The organism is Parendozoicomonas verongulae, from assembly GCF_009711465.1.
Classification (GTDB): Bacteria; Pseudomonadota; Gammaproteobacteria; order Pseudomonadales; family Endozoicomonadaceae; genus Sansalvadorimonas; species Sansalvadorimonas verongulae.
In genome coordinates this window covers 1-13,282 of sequence record NZ_SMME01000851.1, presented here as the reverse complement: position 1 = coordinate 13,282, position 13,282 = coordinate 1, and the positions used below count along the sequence as shown (strand labels likewise).

Annotated in this window: 9 protein-coding genes; 7 read left to right on the top strand and 2 right to left on the bottom strand. The window is 49.3% G+C overall.

The window, feature by feature from the left end:
- Positions 1 to 35 precede the first annotated feature (35 nt).
- The 5 genes from E1189_RS15100 (at position 36) to E1189_RS15080 (ending at position 5,356) form a co-directional block, all read left to right on the top strand.
- Positions 36 to 971 carry a hypothetical protein gene (locus E1189_RS15100; RefSeq protein ID WP_155161162.1) on the top strand — a complete coding sequence of 312 codons (936 nt, stop codon included), beginning with the start codon at positions 36 to 38 and terminating at the stop codon, positions 969 to 971.
- 127 nt (positions 972 to 1,098) lie between these two features.
- A complete protein-coding gene (locus E1189_RS15095; RefSeq protein WP_155161161.1) occupies positions 1,099 to 2,196 on the top strand; it encodes an FAD:protein FMN transferase in 1,098 nt (365 codons plus the stop codon).
- Positions 2,197 to 2,214: 18 nt separating this feature from the next.
- Positions 2,215 to 2,436, top strand: a complete 222-nt coding sequence (gene nqrM / locus E1189_RS15090; RefSeq protein ID WP_155161160.1) for a (Na+)-NQR maturation NqrM — start codon at positions 2,215 to 2,217, stop codon at positions 2,434 to 2,436.
- A gap of 51 nt (positions 2,437 to 2,487) precedes the next feature.
- Positions 2,488 to 3,885 carry a Si-specific NAD(P)(+) transhydrogenase gene (gene sthA / locus E1189_RS15085; protein ID WP_155161159.1) on the top strand — a complete coding sequence of 466 codons (1,398 nt, stop codon included), beginning with the start codon at positions 2,488 to 2,490 and terminating at the stop codon, positions 3,883 to 3,885.
- 121 nt (positions 3,886 to 4,006) lie between these two features.
- A complete protein-coding gene (locus tag E1189_RS15080) occupies positions 4,007 to 5,356 on the top strand; it encodes a sodium-dependent transporter (RefSeq protein ID WP_155161158.1) in 1,350 nt (449 codons plus the stop codon).
- Positions 5,357 to 5,365: 9 nt separating this feature from the next.
- Here E1189_RS15080 and E1189_RS15075 read toward each other — a convergent pair whose 3' ends face one another.
- Together E1189_RS15075 and metH are read right to left on the bottom strand one after the other, a co-directional pair.
- Positions 5,366 to 6,703 carry an MATE family efflux transporter gene (locus E1189_RS15075; RefSeq protein WP_155161157.1) on the bottom strand — a complete coding sequence of 446 codons (1,338 nt, stop codon included), beginning with the start codon at positions 6,701 to 6,703 and terminating at the stop codon, positions 5,366 to 5,368.
- 93 nt (positions 6,704 to 6,796) lie between these two features.
- Positions 6,797 to 10,483, bottom strand: coding sequence for a methionine synthase (gene metH, locus E1189_RS15070; protein WP_155161156.1), 3,687 nt, complete (start codon positions 10,481 to 10,483; stop codon positions 6,797 to 6,799).
- Between the two features lie 217 nt (positions 10,484 to 10,700).
- On the opposite strand from metH, the gene E1189_RS15065 reads away from it, so the two are divergent.
- Positions 10,701 to 12,614: a hypothetical protein gene (locus E1189_RS15065; protein ID WP_155161155.1), complete on the top strand. Its 1,914-nt coding sequence runs from the start codon at positions 10,701 to 10,703 to the stop codon at positions 12,612 to 12,614.
- Positions 12,615 to 12,757: 143 nt separating this feature from the next.
- On the top strand, positions 12,758 to 13,282 hold a 525-nt coding region (locus E1189_RS15060), incomplete at its 3' end, for a NifU family protein (RefSeq protein WP_230460428.1).

The following is a 13,282-nucleotide window of genomic DNA, read 5'->3' as shown; positions in this document are numbered from 1 at the left end:
GGCCTATGCTTACGGGGTAATCAGGGAGGATTATCATGAGCATAGAATCAGCCAAGCAGGCACTGGCCAGTGCCCGGGCCCAGAACTTCAGTTTGTCGAAAACTGTTGTCGCTACCCTTAAAGCTTTCTTCATGGGCCATAAGGTTTTACCTCTGGAGAGTCAAACTGTCAGTTATTTTCGACAGGGATCAGAAGGCCGTATAGGTTTTGAAGGCCTCAAAAATCGTCAGGTTTCCACTGATGATTCTATTCAGTCAACCTATGTCAAGGGTGATGAGTCCGCGAATGAAACTGCTGGGTTATCCGAGGGCGTACGCTACACTGTCAATCCAGATAATCCCCATGGTGCAGATCAGGTGAAACTGGGTAATCTACCTGTTACAGAGAATGAGAATGAGAATGAGAGTGAAGGTGATGATTATCACCGTGCAGAGTTTGATGCCTCACTTCCCTTCCTTGATCTCATCGTCAAGATGGCAGCCAAAGAAGATAGAGACAGTCTCAGTGATGATATGATTGCCCAAACCTTTGGAAGCTATGCCATAGACAAGCAAATGACTCGTGCGCAGGTGGCTAAAGCATTGGACCAGATGGAAACAACAGGTCGTTTTTCAGCCGAAATGTTACGATCTGTCAGGGATGCTGCTGACAAGGCTATGGATACTTTGGATGCCAACCCCATCAATCGGCTGGCCATGGGTTTATTTGAACAGGTGTATGTCCAGCATAAAGGTGATCCCGAGGGCTTTATGCAGAAAGTGTATAACCTCTATAATGGCGACGACCATTCGATGCAGGAGCTGCTTGCCTACCATTGTGATGACATCATTGCTGATAGGGGGATGTTTCTTGACGGCAGAAACCTTGGCGAAATCCGGAAAGCTATGGCACAAACAGCAGGCTGGAGCGATAACCCTCTGGAACCAAGCAATGATCTTTATGGTATGATGCGGGACCGGTATGGGGATTAAGATTACTCTCCCTCCCTGATGAAAGCGCTCTGAAGGAGCGCTTTTTTGTGGGGCAAGCCGCAGTGACAGCCCTCCATCCACCTTGTAAAATCGCTCCCCATCTTTTTGTTTTAAGCGGATTCCTCCCTTGGCCAAGCGCGTCTCTTTAGTTGTAGCGGCTGTAATTTTGCTGCTTCTGGCCCTGAATTTCTCAGGTTTATTTCCCACAACCCATGAGGTGGAATCCACCGGCCGTACCATGGGAACCACCTGGTCGGTCAAGTATGTGACTGATGAGAGTAATGAAGAAGAAGTTCTTGCGTCCATGAAGCAAGCCCTGGTTAAGGTGAACCAGCAAATGTCCACCTATATTCCGGACTCTGAGCTTATGTTGCTGAACAAAGCTCCAGTCAATGAACCTATCGCAGTGAGTCCCGAACTGTTCCGGTTGGCAGAGCAGGCGATGAAGGTGTCGGAACTCTCTGGCGGTGCATACGATATTACTGCAGGCAGCCTTGTGAATCTGTGGGGCTTTGGCAGTGGTAAGAGCTTTTCCGGTCAGGCTCCAGCCCAGATTGATGAAAAAGCAGAGCCCGCCTTTGCAAAGTGGCTCGAGAGTGGTCAGGTGAGTGTCGCTCCTGATCCTGCAGCCATTGCTGAAGCTTTAAAGAAAACAGGCTATAAGACGCTGATTCTTAACGCTAAAGACCGTACAATAACCAAGACGATGCCGGTGTTTATTGATCTCTCCTCCATCGCTAAAGGCTATGGGGTGGATGAGGTTGCCCACGCACTGGAAGCTCATGGTATTACCCGTTATATGGTGGAAGTGGGTGGTGAAGTTCGCCTCAGAGGTAAGAAGCCAGGTAATGAGCCATGGAGAATCGCTGTTCGTGAGCCGGTCTTGGAAAACCGCATCCAGACAGTTATTACTCTGAACAACAAAGGCATTGCAACGTCAGGTGACTATCTGAATTACTACGAAGTGGATGGTGTACATTTCTCCCACCTGATTGATGCCCGCACCGGATACCCTGAGAAGCACCGTCTGGCCTCCGTGGCTGTTGTCAACGACGACACCGGTATAGCCGATGCCTATGCCACCATGTTTATGGTTCTGGGTGAAAAGGCCGGTATTAAACTGGCGGAAGAGCAGGGGATTGATGCCTACTTCATCTACCATACGGATGAGGGTTTTGAAACCCGAACTACTGGCAATTTCTCCAGCTATATCCTTGATAAATAAGAGATTCAGGTTTTTATTATGACAGTTATGATTCTTACGTTCGGCCTATTGATGCTGATCATTGCCGGAATGTCTGTTGGCGTTATCTTTGCCAATAAGCCGATTAAAGGTTCTTGTGGTGGTCTCGGTAATCTTGGTTTGAAAGAGAGCTGCCCGATTTGTGGCGGTGGGGATGATAAGGATGCACTGGCAGAAACGCCAAACGATCTGTTTTACGATGCTACTGCTCCCCAAGCCTAAAAACAACTGATGAAAAAGCAGAGCCGGTGATCCCGGCTTAAAGGGAGTTTTATGGGAATAACAACAAATTACGATCTTATTATTCTTGGCAGTGGCCCAGCAGGGGAAGGCGCTGCCATGAATGCCGTTAAACTCGGCAAACGAGTTGCGGTGGTAGAACAGAAACGCGTTGTGGGTGGTAATTGCACCCACCTTGGAACAATCCCCTCTAAGGCACTGCGTCACTCAGTTAAACAGATTTACAACTTCAACAATAACCCGATGTTCAGGGAGATCGGCGAGCCACGGTGGTTCAGCTTCCCAAATGTATTGAAAAACGCATACGACGTTATCAATCAGCAAGTTCGCTCCCGTACCCAGTATTACTCCCGCAATCGTATTTCCCTCTATTTTGGTACCGGCAGTTTTCTGGATGAAAACACCGTCGAGGTGGTGGAAAACAACGGGAATGTAGAGCGAATAGCTGCTAAGCAGATACTCATTGCCACAGGTTCTCGTCCTTATCGCCCTGCCGATGTAGACTTCAGCCATCCCCGCATTTACGACAGCGACACAATCCTCGGCCTCACCCATACACCACGGCGCATCATTATTTATGGTGCCGGTGTTATCGGTAGCGAGTACGCTTCCATCTTTTCCAGCCTTGGGGTTCTGGTGGATCTGGTGGATACCCGCGACCGGCTGTTGTCTTTCCTTGATAAAGAAGTCTCTGATGCTCTGAGCTATCACCTGCGCAATAATAACGTAATTATTCGCAACAACGAGGTTTACCAGAAGATCGAAGGGACAGACGATGGCGTGACCCTGCACCTGCGTTCCGGAAAGGTCATTAAGGCGAATGCTCTACTCTGGGCCAACGGCCGCACCGGTAATACGTCTGAACTGGGTCTTCAAAATATTGGTTTGGAAGCAGACAGTCGTGGTCAGCTGAAAGTGGATGAAATGTATCAGACTGAGGTCGAAGGCATTTATGCTGCGGGTGATGTGATTGGCTGGCCCAGCCTGGCCAGTGCCTCTTATGACCAGGGACGTTTTGCAGTGACCAACATTCGCAACGACAGCCCAGTAAACACTCTGAGTTCGGTGCCAACAGGGATTTACACCATTCCAGAAATCAGCTCCCTCGGAAAAACCGAAGAAGAACTTACCGCTGAATCTGTTCCTTATGAAGTCGGTAAAGCCTTTTTCTCACGGCTGGCGCGGGCCCAGATTACTGGCGAAACTGCAGGCATGCTGAAAATCCTTTTCCATAGGGAAACACTGGAAATTCTTGGCATTCACTGCTTTGGTGACCAAGCCTCAGAGATCGTACATATCGGACAGGCGATTATGGAGCAGCCGGGTGAACAAAACACACTGAACTACTTCCTGAATACAACCTTCAACTACCCTACCATGGCAGAAGCCTATCGTGTCGCTGCACTCGATGGCATCAATAGAATGGCCTAGCCTGAAGACCATTGTTCCTTGAAAGCACCCTGATGGGTGCTTTCTTAAACGCACGTTCAAAAAAGCGGGTAAATTCCTACAACAGGTCTAATCTGACAGGAAATATTTTTGAGGAGCATTTATGTCTTCTGCTCAGCAGATGGTTTCTCGCCTTGGCTTCATACTCGCCGTAGCGGGGGCTGCTGTTGGTCTTGGGAATATCTGGCGATTCCCCTATATGGCGGGTGAGCACGGTGGAAGTGTTTTCCTGTTGTTTTACCTGCTGTTTGTTTTTCTTCTCGGTGTGCCGGCCATGGCTGCTGAAATTCTAATTGGGCGAGCCGGGCGTGCAACACCCGCTACAAGCCTCCGGCAGCTGGCTTCCACCTATGGCGGAAGTCGGCGCTGGTCATGGGTAGCCGGAGTTGGCATGTTAGCTGCGGCCATGGTGCTTTCCTTTTACTCTGTGGTATCCGGGTGGGGTGGGTATTACTTTATTGAATCCTTAAAGGGAAGTCTGAATGGCTTGAACAGTCAGGGGCTTGGACAGTTCTTTGATACCTTTCTGGGGAATCCTCTGCTTCTTATCGTATTTAACACTGTCTTTCTCATCATGACATTAACAGTAAATGGTCGTCCTGTTGCCAAGGGATTGGAGAAACTCAATTATCTGCTTATGCCATTGCTTTATGGCCTGTTAATCCTTCTAGTGTTTTATGCATCCCATCTGCCCGGTTTCCAGCAGGCGTTAAACTATCTCTTTTCACCCTCATGGGAACAAATCAGTGGGCAGGTTCTGGTGGAAGCGATGGGTCATGCCTTTTTCACCCTTGCGGTAGGCGCCTGCTGCTTAATGGCTTATGGTGCCTATATGCCAGGTAAACAGTCGATCCCCAAGGCCATTTCTGTTGTTGTCCTTCTGGATTTACTGGTTTCCATATTAACGGGTATAGCCATTTTCTCGGTGGTGTTCAGTAATGGCGTTGATCCCTCCAGCGGCCCAGGGCTGATGTTTATCACCCTGCCGGGGGCACTGAATGCTATGCCAATGGGAGATATTGTTCTTCCTGTCTTTTTCTGTCTGTTTATCATTGCCACCTGGACATCGTCCATTAATCTTGCCGAGCCTCTTGTGGCTTCAACAGCCCGTTATTTTTCTCTTTCCCGAAGCAAGGCCTCTTTTGCAGTGGGCTGCGTTATCTGGCTATTAGGTCTGATACCAGTGTTCTCATTTAATGAATGGAAAGATATTCATGTCGCAGGTCATGGTCTGTTTGATCTCTGGACGGGTGTTGCCACAAACATACTGCTGCCATTAACCGGCTTTCTTGTTCTGGTGTTTGTGGGATGGGTTCTTCCGAAAACGGCGGTTATGGAGCAGCTGGGTTCAGCAGAAGATTCCATCAAATCCCATTACTGGATGATATTGTTTCGCTATGGGGCACCAGGAATGGTCTTAATCATCGGGATTGCAGGCCTTATTACCACATAACTGAATGCGTTAAACGCTTTTGTACCATTCGCATTGGTGCCATACATAGAGACAAAGCAGTGAAGCTATAAACCTCTGAACGGTCTGAATAACCCAGACTTCGATCAGTCCGAACTGGAAAATATGGATAACAACAGCCGTCAAGGGAAGGCCAAACAGCCACAGTGTTGAGAAACGGATTTTCATCACTGCTCGATTGCATCCCGTTCCTAAAAGCGCCTGGGTCAGAACAAGGGCAGCAGAGTCGGCAATAATGCTGATGGCCGTGAGCTGCAGAGGAATCTTGCCCGCTTCTACCAGTAGTGCATCCTGAGAGAGAAATAATCCCAATACTGCCTCAGGAATCAATAACAGGGGCAGGCTGAGAAATGTCATCAACGCCAGTGCTGTACAAGCAACATCCATTCCCCAGCGCCAGGCGCGGTAATGCTGCCCTGATCCAAGGGCATGATTGATCAGGGTAGTGGAGGCCAATCCCATCCCGGTACCGGGAAGAATTAACAACAGCGAGATATTCACCAGTACATGGCTGATAGCCATGGATTCCGCCCCTAAGCCCGCAACCAGCCAGAAGAAGGTTAAAGACCCCAGGGCAAAAAAGGTTTGCTGCACCGAGTCTGGCCAAGCCTGATGATAGAAGGCCTTGAGATTCTGTTGTCGAAACACCGGAGCAGGGAGTTTGTGCTTGCGGCCAAAACGAAGGGCACCGATGGCATTTACCAGTGCTCCGCAATACATTGCCACCAGTGTTCCAATAGCGGCTCCTTGAAGGTGCAAGGCAGGCAAACCAAGTTTGCCAAATATCAGCACATAACTCAGTGCTGCGTTCACACTGTGTGTAACCACCAGAATCTTTAGATACGACCAAGGGGTATGACAACCATTCCAGAAACCACGGAAGCAGAGCATCAACATACCGGCAGGCAAACTGAGAATGCGTATCTGAAAGTAGCTAACAGCCTGTTCAGCGATACCAGCCTTTAACGGAAAAGCGCTTATGCCCAACGGTACGCAAAAGAACAAAAGGGCGGTGAGTGGGATACCGGCAAACAGTGTAATGCGAACACCACTATCCAAGGGTTCCAGCAAACGGGCTAAAGCACCCTGACCATTCAATCGTGCCACACGGGATTGCACACCAACCGATAAACCACTGACCAGGGCAAAACAGACAAATATCGCGTAGTTAGCTGTGCCAGTAGCCGCAAGCGCCTCACTGCCCAAGTGTCCCACCATAGCGGTATCCACCAGGTTCAACAGGCTCTGGGACAACATGCCACCCATTATGGGAAAGCTGAGAAGTAAAATCCTACGCATGCGATTGGCAGGGGCATCTGAATCGTTCAATTGCGATGCGGGCACATAAGAAGGACGCACTATAGAGAAACCTTAAAGCCGGCAGAGGCTATGCCTTCTGCCGGTATTCTAACATGGAACTATTTACTCAGGACTGTAATCCAGTACAGGCATCAACCAACGTTCTGCTTTATCAAGGCTCCAGCCTTTACGCTCTGCATAGCTTTCCACTTGGTCTTTCTGAATTTTGCCTACAGAAAAGTAGCGTGATTCCGGATGAGAGAAGTACCAGCCACTCACCGCAGCAGCGGGCAGCATCGCAAAGTGTTCCGTCAGGGAGACTCTGATAGTCTTCTCGGCATTCAGTAACGTGAACAATACCTCTTTTTCCGTGTGATCCGGACAAGCCGGATATCCGGGTGCTGGGCGAATACCGGTATAACGCTCTTTAATCAACTCTTCGTTAGAGAGGTGTTCATTGGTATCGTAACCCCAGTATTCGGTTCTGACCTTCATGTGCATGTATTCTGCCAACGCCTCAGCCAGGCGGTCTGCCAGAGCTTTAACCATAATGCTTTGATAGTCATCATGAGCCTCCTCATAGGATTTGGCCAGCTCTTCCGCTCCAATCCCTGCCGTGACCACAAACCCACCAATGTAGTCATCAATACCGGAGCCTTCAGGAGCGATAAAGTCGGACAGGCAGTAGTTAGGCTTGCCATCCACTTTCCTGGTTTGCTGACGAAGGTGGTGCAGAACGACTGACTCTTCACCGGTTTGCAAAAGAATATCATCTCGATTCACTTGATTGGCTGGCCAGAAACCAATTACGGCTTTTGCCTTCACTTCTTGCCGCTCGACAAACCGGTCCAGCATAGTCTGGGCATCATTAAACAGTTGGGTCGCTTCTTCGCCGATTACATCATCCTCGAAGATCTTGGGATATTTACCGTGCAGATCCCAGGAGATAAAGAACGGTGTCCAGTCGATAAAGTCTCGCAGCTCGGCAAGGCTTATATCTTCAAATACCCGTGTACCGATAAAGCTGGGGCTGGGGGGATGATAGTCATTCCAGTTAATGGGGGTAACACTTTGATCCAGCTCAGAAAACTTCATCCTCTGAGTATGGGGGCGGCGTTTGCTGTGACGATCCCGGACTTTTTGGTACTCGGCTTTGACATCGGCAACAAAAGACGCCTTCTTCTCCCCACTGATGAGATTGGTGGCTACACTCACACTTCGTGAGGCATCAGTCACATACACCACTTGATCGTTCTGGTACTGCTGGTCAATCTTGACCGCAGTATGAGCTTTGGACGTTGTTGCACCACCAATCATAAGCGGGATGTTGAAGTTCTGACGCTGCATTTCCCGGGCGACATGGACCATTTCATCCAGAGACGGGGTAATCAGGCCGGAAAGCCCAATAATATCCACGTTCTCCTCTTTAGCTGTTTGCAGAATCTTCTCTGTTGGCACCATCACACCAAGATCCACGACTTCGTAGTTATTGCACTGCAGCACTACGCCTACGATGTTTTTGCCGATATCGTGGACATCGCCTTTCACCGTTGCCATCAGGATTTTACCCTTGGCCTGTATCACGCCTTCTTTTTCCGCTTCGATAAAGGGAACCAGATGAGCCACTGCCTGCTTCATCACTCGTGCGCTTTTGACCACCTGAGGTAAGAACATTTTGCCGGCGCCAAACAGGTCGCCCACCACATTCATACCGTCCATCAGTGGGCCTTCGATCACTTCGATTGGACGGTTGGCCTGCTGACGGGCCTCCTCAGTGTCTTTAACAATAAAGGTGTTAATGCCTTTCACCAGCGCATGTTCAATACGTTTGGTCACGGACAGTTCGCGCCAGGCGTTATCTTCCTTCGTTTCTTTTTCCTGCCCATCTCCCCGGTATTTGTCAGCAATAGCCAGCAGATTTTCTGTACCATCCGGCGTACGGTTGAGAATAACATCCTCTACGGCGTCCCGAAGCTCCGTGGGGATGTCCTCATATATCGCTAACTGCCCTGCATTAACAATACCCATGCTCAGGCCGGCTTTTATGGCGTGGTAAAGGAATACCGCATGGATCGCTTCCCGCACCGGGTTGTTCCCCCGGAAGGAAAAAGAGACGTTACTCACCCCGCCGGAAATCATGGTGTGGGGCAGGTTGTTCCGAATCCATGCGCAGGCCTCAATAAAATCCACGGCATAGTTATTGTGTTCTTCTATGCCCGTTGCCACGGCAAAAATATTAGGGTCGAAAATAATGTCCTGAGGCAGGAAGCCTATGTCCTTCACAAGAATATCGTAGGAGCGTTTACAGATTTCAATCTTGCGCTCAAAGGTATCAGCCTGTCCGGTCTCATCAAAGGCCATAACGACAACTGCTGCGCCATAGCGTTTGCACAGGCAGGCGTGGTGGCGGAATGTTTCTTCACCTTCTTTCAGACTGATAGAGTTCACGATGCCTTTGCCCTGAATACACTTCAGGCCGGCTTCAATCACCTCCCATTTAGAGGAGTCGATCATGACAGGAACACGGGAAATATCCGGTTCTGAGGCGATGAGATTGAGGAAGCGTGGCATAGCCGTCATAGCGTCCAGCATGCCTTCATCCATATTGATATCAATGATCTGCGCACCGTTTTGAACCTGCTCCCGTGCAACATCAAGGGCGGTATCGTAATCATTCTCTTTAATCAGACGTTTAAATCGGGCTGAACCGGTGACGTTACAGCGCTCGCCCACGTTTACAAACAGGGAGTCTTCGCCAATAGTAAATGGCTCCAGTCCACTCAGGCGGCAAGCCACTTCAGGATGAGCAGGCTTACGGGGTTTTAACTCTTTTACAGCCTCAGCAATCGCGCGAATATGATCTGGTGAGGTGCCACAGCAACCACCTATGATATTCACCAGACCTGAGCGGGCAAACTCTCCCACAATCGCCGCCATATCTTCGGGGGTCTCATCATATTCACCAAACTCATTGGGCAGGCCAGCATTAGGGTGAGCGGATACAAAACATTCAGAGACTCGGGCAAGCTCTTCCACATAAGGTCGCAATTCTCTCGCTCCCAGTGCACAGTTCAGACCAAAGCTTAAAGGTTTGGCGTGATTGAGGGAGTTATAAAAGGCTTCGGTGGTTTGCCCTGAAAGCGTTCGTCCTGAGGCATCCGTAATGGTGCCGGAAATCATAATGGGCAGCTCATAGCCCAGTTCCTCGTAGGCCTCCTGCACACCATAGATAGCAGCTTTGGCATTGAGGGTATCGAAGATCGTTTCGATCAGGATAAAGTCAACACCACCGTCAACCAGCCCCAGTGTGGCTTCCTTATAGTTATCTGCCAGTTCATCGAAGGAGACATTGCGAAAGCCCGGATCGTTCACGTCCGGAGAAATGGAGGCGGTACGACTTGTAGGACCAACGACTCCAGCCACATAACGGGGAATGCCCGTAGCGGCAGCCACCTCTTCTGCTGCTTTTACTGCTAACCGCGCAGCTTCTCGATTAATTTCAGGCACCAGATCTTCCAGACCGTAATCAGCCATGGATATACGGGTGGCATTAAAGGTGTTGGTTTCCACGATATCGGCACCAGCTTCAAAATAAGCCTTGTGGATATCTGCGATGATTTCTGGCTGGGTTAACACCAACAAGTCGTTGTTGCCTTTGAGATCTGAAGGCCAGACAGCAAAGCGCTCTCCACGATAATCTTTCTCTTCCAGTTTATGAGCCTGGATCATGGTGCCCATGGCGCCATCGAGAATGAGGATCCGTTGTTTCAGTGCGTCGGTAATATCGTTCAGGCGCTGCGCTCGAGTCATGGAGAGGTAAATCCTGTTATACATCGTTATAGGCTGCATGGCATAAGAGCACATCAAACTGCAGCCACTATTGTGTGGCTGCAGTTTAACAGAATCCGTTTCAAGAGGTCTTGGGGTGTTTTCTTTTCATTATCTATTTTCCCCACTCCATTGGCGTTATGAAGATATCTTCTAAATTAAAACTATAAAGCTCACTATTTAGGATAAGGGGATTACCATGGACAGCATTTTAGGGCGAGTACCCATGCATGGAACAAGCCTGCTGGTTCGCCCGGAAGACCTCAAGACTGTTGAAGGATTGAAGAAGGCCGCCGTAAAGTACCTTCCTGTAAAAGATGCTCGTAATAATCATCCTTTAATGGCAGAGCTGGGGGATATGGATATCTCCTCGACGGCAGGGGAGTCCGAAGTCGATCTGAATAACGCACTTATGAAGCGTACGGCTCACCTGAAAAACTCTGACTTCATACCAGATATTGAAACCGTTAACCGTCTTGACGATATGCTTAATCGTATTGGCGGCTGGGTGTATAAGGATGATCCGGACGTTGCTGTGGGTCGGGAAATCGCTCAGGGCAACCAGCCGCCCCAAAACGGTGTGCAGAAAGGGGTTCTGGTGTTGGAGTCCTCCGGTGGAGGTGGACATATTGCAGTCGCCAAACAGGTTGTTAAGGAGCTGGAGGACGATGGGGGAAGAGTTTCCGGTGACCGGCAGTCCATCTACCGAAAAAATGTGATGGAAAACTACATGGGCAAACGTATGACCAATGCCATGGTCGGCCCCTGGAACAAAGCCGTGCGTGAAGGGAATGTTGAAAAACAGCAGTCAATGTTAAAAAAGCGTCGTATCGGCGAACTCATCGTTTATTTGCCGATTTTTCTGGGAACCGTCTTCACTTTGATGAGTATGAAAACCCCTCCGAAAAAGGTCATCACCACACAGCCTTTAGGTCTTGGTGCCATATTAAAAGCGGTCTCGACCTATAACCATTTCATGAAGGCCAGGTATCCTGACTGGGAGCCAGTGATCGTAGAGCAAAAACTCACAGATCTGCTCACCCCTGAAGCCATTCACTTTGTTGATCCACTCAAGTCCCTTGGGGAAAAACAGCGCAAGATACTGACACTGGTGATAGCTGGTGAAGAGAAGGATTTTTCCGGAGCCGTCAAAGAACTTTTAGGAGAGGGATTTCACAATGTGAGATATACCGGTAATGCAGGTTTGCCTGTTAATGAATTGTTTCTCAGTGATGAGTTGGCTGATTACCTGCCCGGTGAAGCCGTTAATATCCCTCTCGACTCGCTATCCAAGAATCAAGAAAAGCTCATCCGTGAAGTGCCCGGCATAGCCCAATGCCTTGGAGAAACGACAGAAGAAGGAGAAGGAAAGGTCAATATTGTAAGCCATATCAACACTGACGATCATGTACACCAGCTTATGCTGGGGAGCATGCCTCCAGAGCCTAATGTGATGAACTTTATCGCAGCACACATCTATATGGCCCAGTGTATTGAAAAACGAGGAGAGGTAAGGCCATCAGGGATGCATGTACGTGTTTTGTGCGGGCGAGATTCTGACGGAATGCCGTCCTTGTTTAAAAGGGCTTGTGAGGTTCTGGGAGAGTGGCACAAGAATGAAAAGGATGCGTCCGATACTGGCATTCCCCCTTGGCTCAAAATTTGTCCTCTTCCTTTCCAGCACCCTGCCAATATTGCCAAAGGGGGGATGCGCGCCCACAAATACTTTACACGGGGTGGAGGGGCAACCACTATGGAGCACATAGCTATGGGGCGGATGAAAACCAGTTATGAAGTAGCCCAAACGCTCCATCCAGTGGGAAATATCAGTATTGTCGGTGAAGGTCTTTGCACAAGCGATGATCCGGAAGAGATGCTCCGTAATGACTTTCCTCTGATTTGGGAAGGTGGAAATGCCCGTTTTCTGAAGGAAAATCTGGGGGCAAGTATTACCAATAAACATCACTTTCTGGAAAACATTGCCAATCAATATCCTGGTCTTAGCGGTGGCTTGACCAAAGATGAAACCAATGGCTACGAAGCGTTCCTGAAAGAGTTCAGTGGTCGATGGCAGGAAAAAATCGAGCGGGATCAAAGCCTGCCAGCATTTTAAAGCCGTCTCGGTCTGCGGCTTTGTCTTACTCCCTGACAAAATCCCTAGAGGTTCATCCCTATACCTGAGTGGAATACTTGGGCTTTTACACGGAAACAGTTAGGCGTAGAATCACCACTGTAACCAACATAGGAAGAGTAATCTTGAGCACTCCGGAACCTGCAATCGATTTTACTGAAGGCGCCCAGACTTATCTGAAAGAACTGTTGGAAAGACAGGGTGTTGAAGGTATTGGTGTACGAATGTTTGTCTCCAGTCCCGGTACTCCCCATGCGGAAACCTGTCTGGCCTACTGCAAGCCAGGGGAGGAGAAAGAGGGAGATGTCTGTATGTCTCTGTCTCACTTCCGTGCGTTTATTGAAAACGACAGCGTGCCATTTCTGGAAGAAGCGGTTGTTGACTATGCAGCCGATAAAATGGGCGGTCAACTGACCATCAAGGCTCCTAACGCCAAGATGCCCAAAGTGAATGAAGACAGCCCCCTGGATCAGAAGATCAACTATTATCTGGCCACCGAGATTAACCCCGGCCTGGCCTCCCATGGTGGCATGGTCCAACTGGTGGAAATTGATGAAGAAGGCTTTGCTATTCTCCAGTTTGGTGGTGGCTGCCAAGGCTGCGCCAGTGTGGATCTGACTCTGAAAGACGGCGTTGAGACTACCCTGATG